Annotated in this window: 19 protein-coding genes and 1 tRNA gene; 9 read left to right on the top strand and 11 right to left on the bottom strand. The window is 61.8% G+C overall.

The window, feature by feature from the left end; translation table 11 throughout:
* Positions 1-53: 53 nt before the first annotated feature.
* Complete coding sequence (locus tag JF539_RS27540) at positions 54-638, top strand: PhnA domain-containing protein (RefSeq protein ID WP_207138032.1); 585 nt, start codon at positions 54-56, stop codon at positions 636-638.
* A gap of 17 nt (positions 639-655) precedes the next feature.
* Here JF539_RS27540 and JF539_RS00495 read toward each other — a convergent pair whose 3' ends face one another.
* The 3 genes from JF539_RS00495 to JF539_RS00485 form a co-directional block, all read right to left on the bottom strand.
* Complete coding sequence (locus JF539_RS00495; protein WP_207138029.1) at positions 656-1,255, bottom strand: short chain dehydrogenase; 600 nt, start codon at positions 1,253-1,255, stop codon at positions 656-658.
* Entirely contained in the window at positions 1,252-1,614 is a 363-nt protein-coding gene (locus JF539_RS00490) for a MerR family transcriptional regulator (protein ID WP_207138027.1), read from the bottom strand. The genes JF539_RS00495 and JF539_RS00490 overlap by 4 nt, the downstream gene beginning before the upstream one ends.
* A gap of 61 nt (positions 1,615-1,675) precedes the next feature.
* Positions 1,676-2,512, bottom strand: a complete 837-nt coding sequence (locus tag JF539_RS00485) for a LysR family transcriptional regulator (RefSeq protein WP_207138025.1) — start codon at positions 2,510-2,512, stop codon at positions 1,676-1,678.
* Positions 2,513-2,616: 104 nt separating this feature from the next.
* On the opposite strand from JF539_RS00485, the gene JF539_RS00480 reads away from it, so the two are divergent.
* Positions 2,617-3,021: a tautomerase family protein gene (locus JF539_RS00480; RefSeq protein ID WP_207138023.1), complete on the top strand. Its 405-nt coding sequence runs from the start codon at positions 2,617-2,619 to the stop codon at positions 3,019-3,021.
* Positions 3,022-3,186: 165 nt separating this feature from the next.
* Here JF539_RS00480 and JF539_RS00475 read toward each other — a convergent pair whose 3' ends face one another.
* Complete coding sequence (locus JF539_RS00475; RefSeq protein WP_207138021.1) at positions 3,187-3,324, bottom strand: hypothetical protein; 138 nt, start codon at positions 3,322-3,324, stop codon at positions 3,187-3,189.
* Between the two features lie 134 nt (positions 3,325-3,458).
* On the opposite strand from JF539_RS00475, the gene JF539_RS00470 reads away from it, so the two are divergent.
* The 4 genes from JF539_RS00470 to pheT all read left to right on the top strand — a co-directional run bounded on the left by JF539_RS00470 (position 3,459) and on the right by pheT (position 9,046).
* Complete coding sequence (locus JF539_RS00470; RefSeq protein WP_207138019.1) at positions 3,459-4,391, top strand: LysR substrate-binding domain-containing protein; 933 nt, start codon at positions 3,459-3,461, stop codon at positions 4,389-4,391.
* A 346-nt stretch (positions 4,392-4,737) separates the two neighbouring features.
* Positions 4,738-5,820, top strand: coding sequence for a phenylalanine--tRNA ligase subunit alpha (gene pheS / locus JF539_RS00465; RefSeq protein WP_207138017.1), 1,083 nt, complete (start codon positions 4,738-4,740; stop codon positions 5,818-5,820).
* 39 nt (positions 5,821-5,859) lie between these two features.
* On the top strand, positions 5,860-6,570 hold the full coding sequence (locus JF539_RS00460) for a hypothetical protein (protein WP_209016936.1): 711 nt from the start codon (positions 5,860-5,862) through the stop codon (positions 6,568-6,570).
* A gap of 58 nt (positions 6,571-6,628) precedes the next feature.
* Positions 6,629-9,046 carry a phenylalanine--tRNA ligase subunit beta gene (pheT, locus tag JF539_RS00455; RefSeq protein ID WP_207138013.1) on the top strand — a complete coding sequence of 806 codons (2,418 nt, stop codon included), beginning with the start codon at positions 6,629-6,631 and terminating at the stop codon, positions 9,044-9,046.
* A 33-nt stretch (positions 9,047-9,079) separates the two neighbouring features.
* On the opposite strand, the gene JF539_RS00450 is transcribed toward pheT, so the two are convergent.
* Positions 9,080-9,418 (bottom strand): hypothetical protein, encoded by a 339-nt coding sequence (locus JF539_RS00450; RefSeq protein ID WP_207138011.1) that lies wholly within the window; start codon positions 9,416-9,418, stop codon positions 9,080-9,082.
* A 218-nt stretch (positions 9,419-9,636) separates the two neighbouring features.
* On the opposite strand from JF539_RS00450, the gene JF539_RS00445 reads away from it, so the two are divergent.
* Positions 9,637-10,293 carry a nucleotidyltransferase family protein gene (locus JF539_RS00445; protein ID WP_207138009.1) on the top strand — a complete coding sequence of 219 codons (657 nt, stop codon included), beginning with the start codon at positions 9,637-9,639 and terminating at the stop codon, positions 10,291-10,293.
* A gap of 15 nt (positions 10,294-10,308) precedes the next feature.
* On the opposite strand, the gene JF539_RS00440 is transcribed toward JF539_RS00445, so the two are convergent.
* The 5 genes from JF539_RS00440 to msrA form a co-directional block, all read right to left on the bottom strand.
* The gene (locus JF539_RS00440) at positions 10,309-10,983 is read right to left on the bottom strand and encodes a DUF2161 domain-containing phosphodiesterase (RefSeq protein WP_207138007.1); all 675 of its coding nucleotides are present in this window, start codon (positions 10,981-10,983) and stop codon (positions 10,309-10,311) included.
* A gap of 37 nt (positions 10,984-11,020) precedes the next feature.
* On the bottom strand, positions 11,021-12,928 hold the full coding sequence (gene pabB / locus JF539_RS00435; protein WP_209016935.1) for an aminodeoxychorismate synthase component I: 1,908 nt from the start codon (positions 12,926-12,928) through the stop codon (positions 11,021-11,023).
* Positions 12,929-13,008: 80 nt separating this feature from the next.
* Entirely contained in the window at positions 13,009-14,499 is a 1,491-nt protein-coding gene (locus JF539_RS00430) for a methyl-accepting chemotaxis protein (RefSeq protein WP_209016934.1), read from the bottom strand.
* Positions 14,496-14,819, bottom strand: coding sequence for a hypothetical protein (locus tag JF539_RS00425; protein WP_209016933.1), 324 nt, complete (start codon positions 14,817-14,819; stop codon positions 14,496-14,498). The genes JF539_RS00430 and JF539_RS00425 overlap by 4 nt, the downstream gene beginning before the upstream one ends.
* A gap of 345 nt (positions 14,820-15,164) precedes the next feature.
* Complete coding sequence (msrA, locus tag JF539_RS00420) at positions 15,165-15,821, bottom strand: peptide-methionine (S)-S-oxide reductase MsrA (protein WP_419247670.1); 657 nt, start codon at positions 15,819-15,821, stop codon at positions 15,165-15,167.
* An 874-nt stretch (positions 15,822-16,695) separates the two neighbouring features.
* Between msrA and JF539_RS00415 the strand changes: the two genes are divergently transcribed.
* Positions 16,696-16,785 (top strand) — tRNA-Ser (locus tag JF539_RS00415).
* Positions 16,786-16,888: 103 nt separating this feature from the next.
* Positions 16,889-18,178, top strand: coding sequence for an Hsp70 family protein (locus JF539_RS00410; RefSeq protein ID WP_207138003.1), 1,290 nt, complete (start codon positions 16,889-16,891; stop codon positions 18,176-18,178).
* 24 nt (positions 18,179-18,202) lie between these two features.
* Here the strand turns inward: JF539_RS00410 and JF539_RS00405 are convergent, their stop codons facing one another.
* Complete coding sequence (locus tag JF539_RS00405; protein ID WP_207138001.1) at positions 18,203-18,721, bottom strand: glycine cleavage system protein R; 519 nt, start codon at positions 18,719-18,721, stop codon at positions 18,203-18,205.
* Between the last annotated feature and the right edge of the window lie 12 nt (positions 18,722-18,733).

Raw genomic sequence — 18,733 nt, 5'->3', positions numbered from 1 at the left:
ACTAGAGACCAGATCGAACCGTCCAGCCCACGCTTCAAGCAGAAAGCAAGACCATGACCGTTGAACAGGACGTCCGCGACCGCGCGGGAGATATCTGCGAACTCAGCGGCGCAACCGACGCCCTCGTTCTCCTGGAGGTCGGCCCGGACGCGGACGGAACGGCGGCCACGTCGATCCTCGTCAGCACCGAATGCGCCGATCAGATCACCGGCGCGACAGAGATCGATCCGAGCCAATGGCACTGCCTCAACGAGAGCGCCTGGAGCCAGGTACCCCCCGTTCAGGTTACCGCCTACCGCCTTCTTTCAAGAATGCCGGGAGAAGCCTGGGCCCGAGATCTTCTCGACATGCTTTACCTGGAAGACGAGGTTCTCGCCTGGGCGAAGGCCGGGCTGGACGCTCCCGCATCCGCCGAGGACGCCGAAGTCGTTCACAAGGACACCCATGGCGCCGTGCTCAGTTCCGGCGACACGGTCACCCTGATCAAGGACCTGAAGGTCAAGGGCGCCAATTTCACCGCCAAGCGTGGCACCGCCGTGCGCAACATCAGCCTGGTCGCCGACAACCCGGCGCAGATCGAGGGCCGGGTCAACGACCAGCGGATCGTCATTCTCACGGAATATGTGAAGAAGGCCTGAGCCAGGCAGCCTGAGCGTCAGTCCACCGGCACCATCTGTCCGGTCAGACCGCCTTCGATGCATTTGGCGTAGGCGAGGCCGACGCGTCTCGACGACACCGGGTCGTGTCCCGGAAAGATCGCGCCGTAGCGGTCGGCGGAGACTTCGAGAAGGCCGGGGCTGACGACATTGATCCGAAGGCTGCGCGGCATGTCGATGGCGGCGGCTTTGACGAAGCCTGCCAGTGCGCCATTCGCGGTTGCCGAACCGGACCCGACCCGGATCGGATCCCGGTCCAGAATACCGCTGGTCAAGGTGAAGGATCCGCCGTCGTTCAGCGCTTTCAGGCCCTTTAGAACGAGATTGATCTGGGTCAGCACCTTGTTCTTCAGACCGAAGAGATACTTCTCTCCGGTCATTTCGGCGAGGCGGCCGAATTCGACTTCGCCTGCCGCGCAGACGACCGCGTCCAACGGCCCTGCTTGGCGGTAAATCGCCTCGATGCTTGCCTCATCCACCAGGTCGACCCTCAAATCGCCGGACGTGCGGCCCGCGGTGATAACCTTGTGGCGGCCGGACAGTTCGGCGCAAACCGCCTGCCCGATCGCGCCCGCGGCGCCGATGACGACTATGTTCATGGTTGGTCTCCTTCGATCCTGTCATAAGCCGCGAGTTTCACGGCAAGCACATCCGCGCACCGGTCGAGGTCGTCCCGCCGCCGCCGCAGGCGCTTTTCATGCTCAAGAAGCACGGCCCTGCGTTGCGGCAGGGTTTGCGCTCCCTGCCGGTAGAGCAACGCGAAATGCTGCATTTCCTGCATCGGCATGCCGGTCTTGCGGAGCCAGTACAAAAGGGTCAGCCACTCGACGTTCTCAGGTGAAAAACGGCGCAACCCATCCGGCCCGCGCGCGATTGCCGGGACGAGACCGGTTTTCTCGTAAAAGCGAATGGTATCGGCGCTGAGGCCGCTTTTGCTGGAGGCTTCCGATATCCGCATGAGCGCTTCTTTCCCGTTGAGAAGAAGACTTTAGGAGCCTGGAGCAACTCCAGGTCAAGTCTTATGAATGATGCTGAAACGCCTTCAGGATCGCCGACGCAATATCGTCCTCGCGGCAAAACAAGACCATCATCGTTTTCGGCAGATCGGGCAGCGCATAGAGACCGCCGACATCGCGGCTGCCGGGCGGGATGTTGCGGCGGTCGAGGCAGGCGATGCCGAGGCCGGCGGAAACGGCGGCCTGGACGGCACCGACGCCCGTGCCGGTGAAGACGTCCTCGAAGTCGATGTTTGCCTCCTTCAGGCCCCGGAGCGCAAAACGTCTCAACGCGCAGCCGTCCGGCAAGGCGACGAACGGAAAGGGATCGCCCATTTCCCAGTGAAAGTCCCGCGACGCCGTCCAGACGAGATCGTCCTCGAAAGCGACGCGTCCCTGAACGCCGACATCCTCCGAGCGGATCATGACCGCCGTGAAAAGGCCGGCCCGGAAATCCCGGTAGAGCAGATCCGACAGGCCGACGGACACATGAAGGCGATACTCTGGCAGGGATTGCCCGAGTGCCGCGACGATGCCGGGCAGGCCGGCGCCCGCGGCATGATCGCTGATGCCGAGAAGAAGCTGCTTTCGGGTTTCCGCCCCCAAGGCGCGCGACGCGACCCGGTCGTGCAGGTCGATGAGGCTGCGGGCGTCGTTCAGAAAGCGGGCCCCGAAACTGGTCAGCCGGACTGAACGCGGCGAACGGCTCAGGAGCATATCCCCCAAGCGGTCTTCCAGTTTCTTGATCTTCAGGCTGACGGCGGACTGGCTGGCACCGGTCAACTGCCCGGCTTTGGTGAAGCTGCCGGTTTCGGCGACGCGCACAAAGACGCGCAGAAGGTCCATGTCGAGATCGCTCATCTCATCATTTGTAATTCGAATTTTTGAAATATCAAAGATTTGTTTTTCTAATTTAAGGACCCGCCGTATCGTTCTCCCATCAACCCCGACCGATGGAGGACGACATGCCGCTTACCCAGGTATCCCTGATGAAGGGATCGAAGAGCCCCGCGCAGAAAGCCGCGATCCTGGACGAGATCTACCAGGCCATGCGCGAGACCTTCGACGTGCCCCAGGACGACAAGTTCATGACGATCACCGAACATGCGCGGGAGGATTTCTTGTTCGGCCGCCACTATATGAACATTCCCCGCTCCGACGATCTCATGATCATCCAGCTGACCGTCAGCGACACCCGCAGCCAGGAGAAAAAGAAGGCCCTGTTCGCGCGCATCGTCAAGGGACTGGTGCATGAGGTCGGCGTTCGAGCGGAGGATGTCTTCATCAATCTGGTGGAGACCAAGACCGAAAACTGGTCCTTCGGCAACGGCATCGCGCAATACGCGGACCGGGTCCCGGTGGCGGTTTGAGATGCCCGGCACCTGCCGAAGAGAACTGACACAAGTTTCTTCCCGCCTCTCCACTTGTCGTCCCGGTTTGGCGTAAGCCAAGACCGGGACGACAAATTCAAGCGGATCATTGCATGATCACAACATCCCGTGAAACGCGCCCCTTTTCCGACCGGGCTTAACCGATCACCGCCTGTTAAACGGCAAATCCGCCAGTTCCCTCGGGGTCATGCGCTGGATCGCCGGGTGGGACAGCGGGTCGGTCCGGTCGTAAGCACCTTCCGGACGGGCTCTGAACTGGCGGCGCATAAACAGTTTCATCATGAGGTTCAATCTCCTTTTTATTGTTTTTCTCATGGCCAAATTCCTTTTTTTGAATTTAGCTTCCCGTGAAAGATAAGGCTTGTTTCCGGCTTAAAAAATCGACTTCTTCTGAATTTCAATTTAGACTTTCTAATATGAAAAACCTGAACCGCATTCATCTCGCGGGCCTTCGGGCCGTCGAAGCCACCGGCCGGCTCGGATCGCTCAAGGCGGCGGCGGAGGAACTCGGTGTGACGGCGGGCGCCGTCAGCCAGCAGGTGCAGAAGACCGAGGCCCAGCTCGGGGTTCAGCTGTTCGAACGGCGCAACAGGCTGCTCGTGCCGACCCCGCGTCTTCTGGCGATGCAGCCGCATCTGACTTCGGCGATGACCTCTCTGGCCACCGCCATTGCGACGACGGAACGGGGCCGGGAAGACGCCCTGACCATTTCCGTCGCACCGGTCTTTGCGGGCAAGTGGCTGGTCTGGCATTTGAAAAGCTTCAACAAGGCCCATCCCGGTATCCGGGTCCGGGTCGAGGCGACGGTCGATCTGGTCGACCCGGACACCAGCGATGTCGATCTGTGTATCCGGGTCGGACGCGGCCCCTATCCCGGCCTGAAATCAGAACGGCTCTTGAGCCAGCGCGTCTTCCCGGTCTGCAGCCCGGCGCTCGCCGAGCAATTCAGGGAACCGGCGGATATCGGCAAGCTGCCGGTCATCCGCGATCGCGGCCAGGTCTATTCCTGGCGGACATGGCTGGATCTCTTCGGCCTCGACGAGGCGATCCTTCAGGACGGTCCGACCTTTTCCGACGGCTCCCTGTGCCTCGACGCGGCCATTGCCGGCCAGGGGGTCTTTCTCGCGTGGGAAACGCTGGCGGTCTATGCGGTCCAGGCCGGACAGGTCGTCGCCCCCTTTCCGCAGAGGCCGGCAACCGGCCTGTCCTACTGGCTGATCAGCGGCCGCAGCGCCCCCGGGACGAAGGCCAAAAAGGCTTTCGGCGACTGGCTGAAGGAGGAATTGCACCGTTCCATCGGCCGGGCGGAAGGAGCGGATGCAATGGCAAGCAGGGCTCTTGAGAGCTGAGTGCGCCGACACTTGCCGGAAACTGCCTCTTTTCCGCTTGCCATCCCCCCCTTGTGGGGTAAAGTGCGCGCCATGATCTTGAGCACAGCACATATCGGCCTTTCCGGTCCGCTCGTCCGCGCCCTTCGCGTGCGCGCTGCCGTGCGTGTGTTCGACCGCCAGGGCCCCGCCTGCGGACGATTTACGCGTTAACGCGGCCTCCTTCCGGCTCTTTCCGATCACACGGGATCTCACGCAATAATGCGTTTCAGGCCGTGGCATTCGGCGGCATTATTCGCTAAAAGACCCCGACTTTCTGTTTCGACACCCCTGCGCGCGTTTCGCGCGAACCTGAACCCGAGCACGCATGTCCAATCTCGACACACTTGAATCCGATCTTTTGGCCGCCATCGAGGGCGCCGAAACCGAAACCGCCCTGGAAGAGGTCCGGGTGCAATCCCTGGGCAAGAAGGGCAAGATTTCCGAGCAGATGAAAACGCTCGGCAAGATGACACCGGACGAGCGCCAGGTCATGGGACCGGCGCTGAATGGCCTCAAGGCCAAGATCACCGATGCCATCGCCGCCCGCAAGGAGGTTCTGGCGGCGGCCGCGCTGGAAAGCCGCCTGGCCAGCGAAAAGGTCGATGTTACCCTGCCGCTGCGCCCCTCCCCCGCCGATACCGGACGTATCCACCCGGTCAGCCAGGTAATCGACGAGCTGACCGCGATCTTCGCGGACATGGGCTTTTCCATCGCCGAGGGCCCGGACATCGAGACGGACGAACTGAACTTCACCGCGCTCAACTTCCCGGAAGGCCACCCGGCGCGCGAGATGCACGACACGTTCTTCTTCAACGAGAAGGAAGACGGCGAGCGGCTCCTGCTCAGGACCCATACCTCGCCTGTCCAGATCCGGACCATGCGCAATCAGGAACCGCCGATCCGCGTGATCATTCCGGGCCGTACCTACCGCTGCGACAGCGATCAGACCCACACGCCGATGTTCCACCAGGTGGAAGGCCTCGTCATCGACAAGGAAAGCCATTTCGGTCACCTGAAATGGGTGCTGCAGGAATTCTGCAAGGCCTTCTTCGAGGTGGACGACATCAAGATGCGTTTCCGTCCGAGCTTCTTCCCCTTCACCGAGCCGTCAATGGAAGTCGACATCCAGTGCGACCGGTCGGGCGGCGAAGTGAAGATCGGCGAGGGCGAGGGCTGGCTGGAGATTCTCGGCTGCGGCATGGTGCATCCGAACGTGATCCGCAATTGCGGTCTCGATCCGGATGTCTACCAGGGCTTTGCCTGGGGCATGGGGATCGACCGGATCGCCATGCTGAAATACGGCATGCCGGACCTGCGCGCCTTCTTCGACGCGGATGTGCGCTGGATCCAGCATTACGGCTTCCGCCCGCTCGACCTGCCGACCCTGTTCGGCGGTCTGTCCAGTTAACTTACCGGATCCGTTGAGGGCCAGCAGTCCATGTCTTTCATGACCCGTTTCATCCTTGCCGCCACGTTCTGTCTGATGGCTGCCCTTCCAGCGGCCGCGCAGAGCGCTGACGGAAACGCACCGGCTTCCGTCGGAGCCACGGAGCAGTCACCCTCGTCAACAGCCCCAACATCCGACAGGGACGCGCGCGTGAAGGTGCCGACATCCTTCATGGAAGCCTGCGCTGAAAAGATCGAGAGCCGCGGCCGGCTCCGGTTCTGCGACACCTATTTCCGCGACAAGCTCGGTACGGAGGCGGATGCGCTGCTCTATCTACGCGACCGCATCACGCGGCTCAGAGCCAATCACGAGGCAAGCTCCGCCGAAAAATACCAGAGCTTTCTTCAGGCCATCTACATCGTCGCCTTCCTGACCATCGCCTCGATCGTGCTGATCGCCGGCGACCGGCGCATCGGCGGCACGGCGAAATGGGCCGCCCTTGCCAGCAGCGCGGCGCTGTTGGTGATGGTGGTGATCGTGGCCATGGGCTGGCTCGGCAAATACCGCGCCGAGTACGCGGCTCAGGTGGAGCTTGGCATTCTGCGCGACAGGATCGAGACGGAAGCCGCCCAGGCGATTGCCACCAACCAGCAGATCACGCCGGAGATGGTTCGCCGCTGGACGGAGGATTTCAGCGAAATCGGCCGCCGCTTTGCCCACAATTACTCGGACGCGACCGTCATTCCCGAAGTCGACCGGCTCGGCAACTGACGTCCATCGCTCGTTTCGCCGCCCTGAAGCGCGGCCTCAAGTTTGAAGAGATCGAAAAATGAAATTCACCCTTTCCTGGCTCAAGGACTACCTGGAGACCGATGCCGGCCTGGAAGAGATCGTCGAACGTCTCAACATGATCGGGCTGGAAGTCGAGGAAGTGACCAACCGCGCCGACCGGCTGAAACCGTTCCGGATCGCGAAGGTCCTGGAAGCCGAACAGCATCCGAACGCCGACAGGCTCCGCGTTCTTAAAGTCGATACCGGCGAAGGCGACCCGATCCAGATTGTCTGCGGCGCGCCGAATGCCCGCGCGGGCCTGGTCGGCGTGCTCGGCAAACCGGGCGACTATGTTCCGGGCCTCGATGTGACGCTGTCCGTCGGCAAGATCCGTGACGTGGAAAGCTTCGGCATGATGTGTTCCGAGCGCGAGCTGGAACTTTCCGACGAGCATACCGGCATCATCGACCTGCCCGGGGACGCGCCGGTCGGAATGGCCTACGCCGAATGGGCGGGGCTCGACGAGCCGGTGATCGAAATCAGCCTGACCCCGAACCGGCCGGACTGCACCGGCGTCTACGGCATTGCCCGCGATCTGGCCGCGGCCGGGCTCGGCACCTTGAAGGAACGCTCCCACGAACAGATCCGCGGCAGCTATGCCTGCCCGGTCGGCGTGACGCTCGATTTCGGCGACACCAAGCCGATGTGCAAGGCGTTCGGACTGCGCATGGTGAAAGGCGTCAAGAACGGCCCCTCGCCGAAGTGGCTCCAGGACCGGCTGACCGCCATCGGTCTCCGCCCGATCAACATCCTGGTGGACATCACCAACTACATCACGTTCGACCAGGGGCGTCCGCTGCACGTCTTCGATGCCGACAAGGTCAAGGGCAATCTGGTCGTCCGCCGTGGCAAGGCCGGCGAGACGCTTGAGGGCCTGAACGGCAAGTCCTACGAACTCGACGACACGATCTGCGTAATCTCCGACGACAACGGTGTGGAGAGCCTGGGCGGCATTCTGGGCGGCGAACCGTCCGGCTGCACCGAGGAGACCGTCAACGTACTGATCGAATCGGCTCTGTGGGACGAGGACGCTATCGCCGCGACCGGCCGCAAGCTCGGCGTCAACACCGATGCCCGCTACCGGTTCGAGCGCGGCGTCGATCCGGACTACATGATGCCGGGTCTGGAGTACGCGACCCGCATGGTTCTTGACCTCACCGGCGGTGAACCGTCCGAGGCGATCCAGGCCGGCTCCGTGCCGGACCACAGCAACATCGTCGACTTCCCCTATTCCGAAATCAAGCGTCTTTCCGGCGTCGATGTGACCACTGCCGAGGCCAATGTCACCCTGAAGGCGCTCGGCTTCTGGATTTCCGGAGCCGGCGACACGGTCAAGGTGGCCGCGCCAAGCTGGCGGCCGGACATCGAAGGCAAGGCCGACATCGTCGAGGAAGTGGTGCGCATCATCGGTCTCGACCGAGTTCCGCTGACGCCCCTGCCGCGGATCGGAACGGTCGGCCAGAAGGTGCTGACGCCCGGACAGATCCGCCGCGACAAGGCCCGCCGGGCGCTCGCCGTGCGCGGTTTCAACGAGGCGGTCACCTGGTCCTTCATCGCGAAGGAGCATGCGGAGCACTTCGGCGGCGGCAATGCGGCGCTGGCGCTGGCCAACCCGATCTCGACCGAAATGTCCGACATGCGCCCCAGCCTTCTGCCCGGACTGCTCCTGGCCGCCCAGCGCAACGCAGACCGCGGTTTCGGCGATGTCGCCCTGTTCGAGGTCGGCCAGGTGTTCCTGGACGATACGCCGGAAGGTCAGAAAACCGTCGCCGCCGGGGTCCGGCGCGGCACCGCGAAAATGATGGGTGCCGGACGGCACTGGTCGGGCGCCTCGGACGACGTCGATGTCTTTGACGCCAAGGCCGATGCCGAGGCCGCGCTTGCCGCCATCGGCGCGCCGGTCGAGAAGCTGCAGGTCTATACCGACGCTCCGGACACGTTTCATCCCGGGCGCTCCGGCTGCCTGAAGCTCGGCCCGAAGAATACACTTGCCGTGTTCGGCGAAATTCACCCGCGCACTCTTGCGACGCTCGATGTCGAGGGACCGGTGGTGGGGTTCGAGATCTTCCTCGATGCGCTGCCGCAGCCGAAAAGCAAGGGCGGCCGCTCCAAGGGCGCTCTGAACGCGAGCCACCTGATGCCGGTGCGGCGCGACTTCGCGTTTCTGGTCAGTAAGGACATTTCGGCCGAAACGCTGCTCAAGGCCGCGCGCGGCGCGGAGAAGAGCCTGATCGCGGACGTCACCCTGTTCGATATCTACCAGGGCCAGGGCGTTCCGGAGGATCAGAAGTCCGTTGCCATCGACGTTCTTCTCCAGCCGCGTCAGAAGACCCTCACGGACGAGGAAATCGACGCCGTGGCGAAGAAGATCGTCGCCAACGTGGAAAAGGCGACCGGTGGCGTCCTGAGAGGATAGGTCACCGGGCCGCCCGGCCGCTGGCTGCGGAGGTCAGTTGTTGTTGAAACTCGGCCGGTGCCCGCATCGTTGAACGAAACACTTGGCGTTGTCCCGGGAAGGCACGTAGTCGTTTCTCAGGATTTGTCCTCGTTCACAGAAACTCCGGTCGGCCACATAGCGGTCGAAGGTGTACTGGCCGGTTGCCAGAACTGCGGCGCCGCGCTGCTTGATGGTCGACTGGACCTGAGCGCAGGTCATTTTGCGGGTATCGGGCCGGCCGGACTGCGCGTGGGACGGCAGGGTGACAGCAGCAATCACGGCACTTCCTGAAAGGAGCGTGATCGCGAGCCTGCGCATCGCGGGCCGAATAGACTGAGACGTCTGTTCCATGAGGTATCCTCGACCTTGTCGTGTTCCTTGAAAAAGGGGTTCCGGTCAAAGCGCAACCCGTTCACCCTCTCCATTCTAGATATGAGTCGATCCAGTTTAAAAAAGGATTTGCCTAGCACACAACTCCGTGAAGCCACCAACTCGGACAATAGCCAGCAATGGTGAGTCGAAGCTTCCACGAGTGAGGAAACGGCAAGCGGGCACGAAGGGAGCCTTTTATGACGTCAACGGCCGCCAACAACAGACCGTTCGGCGCGGATGCCCGTCTGGGCGATCCATACGCGGCGAGCGAAGAGGAACGGCTGGCGAGACTGCAAGACCTCCTGCAAGGCGTTCCCCATGTCATGGACATCCTGATGGCCGTCCTGGATGTGAGCCTGCCGGATGCCTGGCTGGTCTCGGGCGGGATCTATCAGACCGTCTGGAACATCCTCACCAACCGCCCGCTGTTCCACGGGATCAAGGATTTCGACGTCATCTATTTTGATGGAACGGATCTTTCCTACGCGGCGGAGGACAGCGTCATCAGCAAGGTCAATGCCGCATTGCCTCAACTGACCAACCTGCTGGAAGTGCGCAACCAGGCCCGCGTTCACCTGTGGTACGAGGAGCGTTTTGGAAGGCCCTACCGGCCGCTGGACTGTTCCATGGACGCGCTGACCACCTATGCCGCGCGTACCCATGCGGTGGCTGCCCGGCTTGGCCCGGACGGCGGGATCGTACTCCATGCCCCCTTCGGCCTCGCGAACCTGTTCGGCATGCGGCTGGTGCCGAACCATGCGCTAAACAATCGGGAGACCTACGAGGAAAAGGCGGAGCGGATGAAAAGGCTCTGGCCGGAGCTTGAGATCGTTCCCTGGACGGCAACCGGATAACGCACGCGCAACCGCCTAACCGACCTCCTCCTTGTGGTCCTGAAGGGACTCCAGCCCCTTGGGGGTCAGGGCGTAGACGCCTCGCTCGACGCGCTCGAACCAGCCGTAGTGATCGTCCGCCATCATTCTCGTTGCACGGCCGATCCCGGTCGACTTCGCCACATCGGCGCCACGGCTCGGTCCGTTGTCCTTCAGATGCAGTGCGCATCGGATCGCATCCTGCCGATAGGCCGTCACCAGTGTAACCCGCGTCGACCCGCCGGTGTTGGGATCGCCGACGCGGCGGGAAAACTCTCTCAGGAGCCGTTCCTTGCGCCGCCTGGACTTGCGCGGCGCATAGGGCGCGGGGTCGAGATGCACCTCAACCAAACCATCGGAGAGCCTCACGGTGATCACTCCAAGTCCCAGCCGCCGGGCGAGCGCAAGATTGTTTTTGAGAGACTGCTGAAACCGCCGTCCGGAGCCTCGCGCCACGGCGACATAAACGGCATCGGTGACCGATTGACGCTCGACGGCCTGGTGGAACAGGCCCAATGTGAAACCGGTCTTCAGTTCCACGATCACCGGGTCTTCCTCGCCGCGCCGGGCAACCACATCCGCGGCGCCGACTTCCGCCTTCACCTCATATCCCTGTTTTGTCAGGAATGCCTTCACCGGCGGGTAAAGATCGGTTTCCAAAATGCGCGTCATCCCGGCATCCTAGAACATCGTGCCATAATACCAAGGCTCATTGCGTAAACCCGATCCGGCCGCTCACAAGCCCGCGCACCGAATTGCCGACGTAAACTGCCTCCGCCGTTTCCAGATCCTCCCGCGTCAGATCCGCCTCGAAGGCAAGCCCGCGTTCCAGGAGCCCTTCCCGGAATGTGCCGGGGAGCAGCCCGTGGGACAGCGCCGGGGTCAGCAGCCTGCCGTCTTTCCGGACAAACAGCGTGGTGTAGCTGCCCTCGGTGAGATAGCCGTTCTCGTTTTCAAACAGAACTTCGTCGCAACCGGTCTCGCTCTGGTAGCGGGTCCGCGTGTCGTCGTAAAAGGCGCGGTTGGTGGTCTTGTGAAACAGGAAGCGGTCGGTGGACAGGGTGGTTTCCCGGGCCAGTACGAGTTGGAAAACGCACTCCCGGACCGGGGGCGTCATCTTTGTGGACGAGATCGAAACGCCGCCGTCAGCGTCAAGCAGAAGCCGGACCCGTTGCGGGCTTCGATACCGCGCGGCGTTCAAGGCGAGCGCTTTCCCGATCTTCTCGCTATCGACGCGGAACCCGAAATAGCGCGCGGAGCCCTGCAGCCGCCGCAGATGGCGCTCCAGCAGGAGATGGCCTTCACCGGGAAAAAAGGCCAGCGTTTCGATCAGCTGGAAATCCGCCACCGCCTCGCTCATGAATTTCAGCTTCAGCACGCATTCGTCATATTCCGGCGCTGCCCCGCTGTCGAAGACGACGCCGGATCCGGTGCCCGCTTCGCCCGTCCCGTCGTCGCGCAGCACCAGGGTCCGAATGGCCACGTTGAGACGGAAATCGCCGCCCGGCGCCAGATAGCCGATGGATCCAGTGTAGACGCCGCGCGGGCCCGTCTCCAGGTCATGGGCAATCTGCATGGCGCTCAGCTTCGGCGCGCCGGTGATCGAGCCGCATGGAAAGAGGCGCTCGACGATCTTCGCGAAACCGGTCTCTTCCGGCACCTCGGCCTCAATCGTCGAGGTCATCTGGTGCAGGCTCTTGTAGCGTTCCACCTCGCACAGTTTCGTCACCCGGACCGATCCGGTTTCGGCGATGCGCGACAGGTCGTTGCGCATCAGATCGACGATCATGGTGTTTTCCGAGCGCTGCTTGGGATCCTTTTGGAGGTCCCGCGCGATCCGGTTGTCTTCCGATCCGGTGCGGCCTCTGGGCGCCGTCCCCTTCATCGGCCGTGTCCAAAGCCGGCGCCCACGGCGTTCCAGAAAAAGCTCCGGAGACAGAGACAGGACCGTGCGATCCTCCGTTTTCACGAAGGCGGCGAATTCGACCGGCTGCCGGTTGAGCAGATCCAGGAACAGGGCCTCCGGCGGGCCCGACGATTTGAGGCGCGCGCGCATGGTCAGGTTGACCTGGTAGATATCGCCCTTCGCCAGATGGGTCCGGACCTTGTCGAACGCCTTGCCGTATGCGGCCCGGTCCATGTCGAAATCCGGCCGCTCAACCATGGCCGTCTGTCCGTTCGCGGCTCTCTTCAAAAGCCTCTTTGTCTCTTCCAGATCGATTTGCCGGCATTTTTCGTAAAGACCGAACCAGACAAGCGGGTCTCCGGTTTCCCGGAAACGCCGGCGGAGCTTTTCCTCGAAGGCAAACCCCAGTTCATAGGCTAGAAAGCCGGCGCAATAAAAGCCGGCCGCCTGCGCCTCCTCCAGCCGGGCGAGACTGGCGGCAACCTCTTCCAGGCGCGTGCAGGCGACAACCTCGGAAGGCTCTTCGAACAAGGTCGCGGAGCGCTGCCTCAACACATCTACAAGCAGGACCGTTCCGGGTTTCAGGGCGCTATCAGGCATCGGGGTGTCGCGGGTCCGGAATGTCGGCAACAAGGTGTCGATCGCGAGATCTGAGGATTTCAGGCCGGACCGGCGGCCCGTAACGGGCGGCTCATGGCATCCCGACGCCATCCGGTCAAGTCCGCGTCCACCGGACAAACAAAAAAGCCGGCTGCAACCCAGCCGGCTTTTGTTTCGCATACCGCGCCGGATCAGGCGGCGGCAACGTCCTGAAGGAAGGTGTCGATTGACTGGCGCATGTCGTCGGTTTCCCTTTCGAGAACTTCCGTCGCTTCGCTCATCATCGATGCCGAACTGCTGGTCCGCTCCGCGGATTCGCGCACACCGCTGATGTTGGACGCCACCAGGCCGGTCCCGTCAGCGGCTTCTGCCACGTTGCGGGAAATTTCCTGTGTCGCCGCACCCTGCTGATCGACCGCAGCGGCAATCGCGGACGTATAGCTGTTGACTTCATCCATCGTGGCGGCGATGGCCCCGATCGATTCCACGGCGCCTTTCGTTTCCGCCTGGATAGCGGAAATCTGAGCGCCGATTTCCTCGGTCGCCTTGGACGTCTGGGTGGCCAGTTCCTTGACCTCAGCGGCAACGACCGCAAAGCCCTTGCCGGCCTCGCCTGCGCGCGCCGCCTCGATGGTCGCGTTCAGGGCCAGCAGGTTGGTCTGCTCGGCGATCGCCTGGATGAGCGTGACCACCTCGCCGATCCTGTTGGCGGCTTCGGCGAGACCGGCGACCTTCTGGTTGCTGGTCTGGGCGTTTTCGGTTGCCTGAACGACGACCGCCGTCGTCTGTTCGACCTGGCGGGAAATCTCCGCGATGGAGGAAGACAGCTCTTCCGCGGCGGAGGCAACCATCTGCACGTTCGAGGATGCCGTTTCCGATGCCCCCGACACGGACGAGGCCTGGCCTGTGGTGTCGCGGGCCACGGCGCCCAGATCCTCGGCGGATGTGCGCATCTCAAGCACCTTCTGACCGACACCGTCCAGCTTCGCGGCGATCTCGCTCTGGAACGCGGCAATACGCTCGCTGATCCTGACCTGCTTTTGACGCTCCTTGTCGTCTTGCTGGGCATTTTCGGTCTGAAGGCGCATGGCTTCGGATTGAGAGGCCTCGGCTTCCTCCCGGGCGCGGTCGGAAGCCTCGAAGGCCTTCGCCAGACGATCCGTCATCCACCACAGCGCGCCGACTTCCATGACCACGATCAGGGCGTGGAAAATGACCCGTCCCAGATCGGACCCGTCCGGGAACACCGCCCAGGGCATCGCGAAATTCAAGACCAGATGATGTACGGCGACTACAGCGGCATAGGCGACCAGGGCGCGCCAGTCGACCCAGCTCGCCAGGATGGCCAACACCGCGAAGAAATACATATGGCCGTCGAGCTGATAGGAGCTTTGCGCATCCGGTGTCGAAAGGGCGGCCACGAACAAGGCCACGAGCCCGGCCAGCGACATGGATGTCGCCAAACGTGTTTCCAGCCCCTGTCCGAATTTGACCCACGAAGCGGTCGCGGCGACGCCAAGCAGCAAGGAGGCTCCACAAACCGTCACGAAGGAGACATTGCCAACCCACCAGGCCGTTCCGATCACAAGCAGAACGTTGAGCCATATAAAGTAAATAAGGATCTTGGCGAATTGTTCGCGGAGCTTGTCCAGCCCCGAAATCTGAGACGTCATTTCACTCATATGGCATTCTCCAACGAAACCCCGGTCAAGCGTGCGCATGCGGCCGCGACCGCCGACGAGGCGACAAATCCGGCTCCCGACTGGTAGAGCCTGTCAATGAACTGCTGATTCTTCGATTCGGTCAGAACCACCCAGGAGCCGCTTCTGACGAAAATGATCCGCCCTTCCGACCGCGCGACAACTTCCATCGCGGTGTCGCCCCAGGGTTTCGCGAATACCGCAACGACCCCACCGCCTCCCGGCAGAAGGGATCCCAGAAGCATCAACGCGCAGCAGCCGACGAAATAGGCTGCGGCAAACGCCTTGGTGGAACCGGACATTAGATCGAACCTCAACGCTCATGCGTAGTAAGTCCTTACGCGATAAAACTTTAAATTTTGCTGAATTCGGATTTATTTCACGAAGTAAAAAAACCTAACAGCCTCAGGTTTCATCACAAATCAAATAAAATGAAAGTTACACTCAACAAATGACGCAGTCGCACAAATTTTATATTGCGCCGCAAAAATTTTTGTCTCAAGCGATGCGCGTGTGACTTTTCAGCGACCGGTCCGCGAATCGGGTCGGTCCTCATACGGCATGGTGCGCATGAGATCTGCTTTGGCGTTGCCTGACGAAAGAGGCGTTGTCGCGCACCACGGCAGCGGAGAAGCCCGGCCGGGCCCCTATGCCTCCTGCCGGGGCGCGCCGGGACAGGAAATGCCGGTCCCGCCAATGCCGCAATATCCGGCCGGATTTTTCGCCAGATACTGCTGATGGTAATCCTCGGCGAAATAAAACGTGTCGAGCTGCCGGATTTCCGTTGTGATACCGGCGGGAACACCCCCGGCTTTCAAGGCGGCCTGATAGGCCTCTCTGGAGGCCTCCGCCTGTTCAAGATCGGCCTCGGACGGGACATAGATCGCCGAGCGATACTGGGTTCCCGTGTCGTTGCCCTGACGCATGCCCTGTGTCGGATCGTGGCTTTCCCAAAAGACCTTCAACAGGTCCTGGAAGGTTATGGTCCCGGGATCGTAGACCACCAGAACCGCCTCCGTATGGCCGGTGCGGCCCGTGCAGGTTTCATGGTACGTGGGGTTCGGTGTATGGCCGCCCGCGTAGCCGACCGCGGTCACGTAGACGCCGGGCAACTGCCAGAACAGCCGCTCCGCGCCCCAGAAACACCCCATGCCGAACAAAACGGTTTTCATGGTCTGCGGATAGGGGCCGGTCAGTGCTCGGCCGTTCACGAAATGAGGCTCCTCCGGCAGGATCGCCTGCGCACGCCCAGGCAGGGCTTCCTCCCTGGCCGGCAGTGTGAACTTCTTGGTCAGCATGGTCATGAAAGACATGGCAGGTCTCCGCAGATATCGTGATGCACCGTTCAATGCAGCTCAAAGATACATTTGGCGCACGGGGACCCTCATGCCAAGTGGCAATGCCAACCCTGCTTCCCGGGCTTGCGGTCTCGACACCCAGAGCGCGTCGCGTTCAACCGGAAATATTCTGATCGCTTTTTGCGCTGGAATCTCTGGTTTCAGACGTCGACAAGCGGTCCCGGATACACGCGATTTTCTCTAGACATACTGGACGCGCTGGCTCCGGCGCCGCGCGCCAAACCACAGGCACAAAAGTCCGAGAGAAGCGAAAACCGCCCAGACCGGCCAGGTCAACACGGTCTCCAATCCCGGTTCCCAGAAGGCCAGGTGAAGATTTCCCTGCATATATGCCCTCGATAGCTCAAGCGTCGCAGGCGAAACATTCGCCCAGACTTGGCCAAGCGAGGCCAAGTACAATTGAGACTGAGCAATCGACGTGCTGGCATCTGCGATACCCGCAATAATTGCGATCGACAAAAAAGCGTATCCGAACACACGGAATAAAAATTTAAAAACAGCTATCATGGTTTTGCTTCCGGCATTGTCTCGTTAAAACTTGATCGCCATCACCAAGGCTGCGGCATTATATGTTCGCCGTCTCTGGGCCCTTTAATTTCTAGATTTGTACGCGAAAACAACTAATCAATAATTGATCTACAACACATTCCTGTGAGTTTGTGGGCAAGGGTCAGCGTATCAGACCGGGCCGAGGCAATTCCACGTCCAACAGGTTAAAATCCACAACCCGGAACGAGGGTAAAAAAAACTCGCCCAAGAGCTTGCGCTCCACCCCGCCATGAGTATATTGCGCGGCACTCAAGCGGGTCCCGCTTGGAATGGACAGGTGGCCGAGTGGCTGAAGGCGCACGCCTGGAACGCGTGTATACGGGCAACCGTATCGAGGGTTCGAATCCCTCTCTGTCCGCCATATTCTCCGCTGTCGAACCCAGCCCGAAATCCCACTCCTCTTCAACCGGATCCCACTGGCGGGACAGGCGGTTCGCAGCATCGTTCCGACAAGGACCCTTGCCATGATTTCGACGATCGGACTGGATTTCGGAACATCGAACACTGTCGCGGTCGCGGCGGACGCCGGCCAGACCCGGGCCGTCACCTTCTCGGACGATACGGACAGCTTCACCTCGCTCGCGACCGCCTTGAGCTTTCTCGACCGGGGCGCGGCGAAGGCGCCCCATCCGGAAGCAGGACCCTGGGCGATCCGGCAGTTCCTGGACGGGTTCGGCGACGTGCGCTTCATCCAGTCCCTGAAGACCTTCGCCGCGAGCGCCGCGTTCAAGGGAACCGGCATCTACGGGGTTCCTTTCAGTTTCGAGGAGCTGATGGCCACCTTCCTGCGCTGCGCGTTCGAGCGCGCCGGTACGGCTTTCGACCCCGCCTCGACCCGCCTCGTCGTCGGCCGGCCGGTGGAATTCGCCGGACACAATGCCGACGAGGCCCTTGCCATGGCGCGCTACCGCAGGGCTTTCATGAAACTCGGCTTCAACGACATCCTGTTTGTCATGGAACCGGTGGGGGCGGCGTTTTCCTACGCCCAGTCGCTGGAACGCGACACCACGATCCTCGTCGCCGACCTGGGCGGCGGTACGACCGACTATTCGCTGATGCGTTTCGAGATGCATGCCGGCCACCTGAAGGCCACGCCGCTCGGACGCGGTGGTATCGGCATCGCCGGCGATACCTTCGATTACCGCATCGTCGACAATGTGGTTCTGCCGAAACTCGGCAAGGGCTCGACCTATAAAAGCATGGGCAAGGAACTGGAGATCCCGCCCAATCTCTTTTCCAATTTCGCCCGCTGGCACATGCTGTCGGTCTTCAAGACCTCCGACGATTTCAAGGAGATGAAGAAACTGCTGCGCTGGTGCCTGGAACCGGACAAGATCGAACTCTTCATCGATCTTGTGGAAGAAGACCAGGGATATCCGCTCTACAAGTCGGTTTCCGACACCAAGGCTCAGCTCTCGAGCGAAGATGAAGCGGAGCTGACGTTTGCGCCACTCGGCGCGGATTTCAGGGCCACTGTCACGCGCGCCGAGTTCGAAGGCTGGATCGCGCCGGATCTGAAAAAGATGGACGCCGCCCTCGAGGCAACGCTCAACAAGGCGGGTCTTTCAGAACAGGATATCGACCGGGTGTTCATGACCGGCGGCACCTCCTTTGTTCCCGCTGTCCGGAAGCGGTTTTCCGCCCGCTTCGGCGAAGACAAGATGGCAGGCGGCAACGAACTCACGTCCGTTGCCAACGGCCTTGCCCTGATCGGCGCGCGCGACGACATGCAAGACTGGGCGGTTGCCGCCTGACCCACTGCGTGGCCGCCCGTGCACTCAATCGACCAGTTTGATATCCGCCATCAGGTCCGCCGCCGTTTCCTGGAGCGCTTCGCTCAGGCGTGACGGGGCCAGTCCGGCTGGAAGGCGCAGATCCGCGGTTGCCTTGAAAAGGGCCTCTCCCTGCATGGAGCCCTGAACGACCTCGGTCTCGAGATGTTCGATGCTGACACCCTGTTCGCTCAGCACGCGCGTGATGTCGCGCAAAATGCCCGGGTGATCCTGGGATACGAGATCGAGCTGGGCGGAGGCCCCTTGCGGCTCTCCCACCTCGGACCGGTCAGACCGGAACGTGATGGAAATGCCATCCTCCGACAGGGCCTGGAGCCTGGCGGTGAGATCGTCCGCCTGAGCCGCATCGATCCCGACGCGGACGATGCCTGCGAACTCGCCGCCCAGGCGCGCCATGGAACTCTCGATCCAGTTGCCGCCGAGGCTGGCGATGGTTTCGGCGACCCGCTCGACAAGGCCCGGCCTGTCCTTTGCGATGACCGTGAAAACAAGATGAGTTTGCATGAAAGTCCGCTC

Source organism: Roseibium aggregatum, assembly GCF_017309185.1.
Classification (GTDB): Bacteria; Pseudomonadota; Alphaproteobacteria; order Rhizobiales; family Stappiaceae; genus Roseibium; species Roseibium aggregatum_B.
Note: the sequence above shows the minus strand (reverse complement) of the source record. Positions and strands in the feature narration are given on the sequence as shown.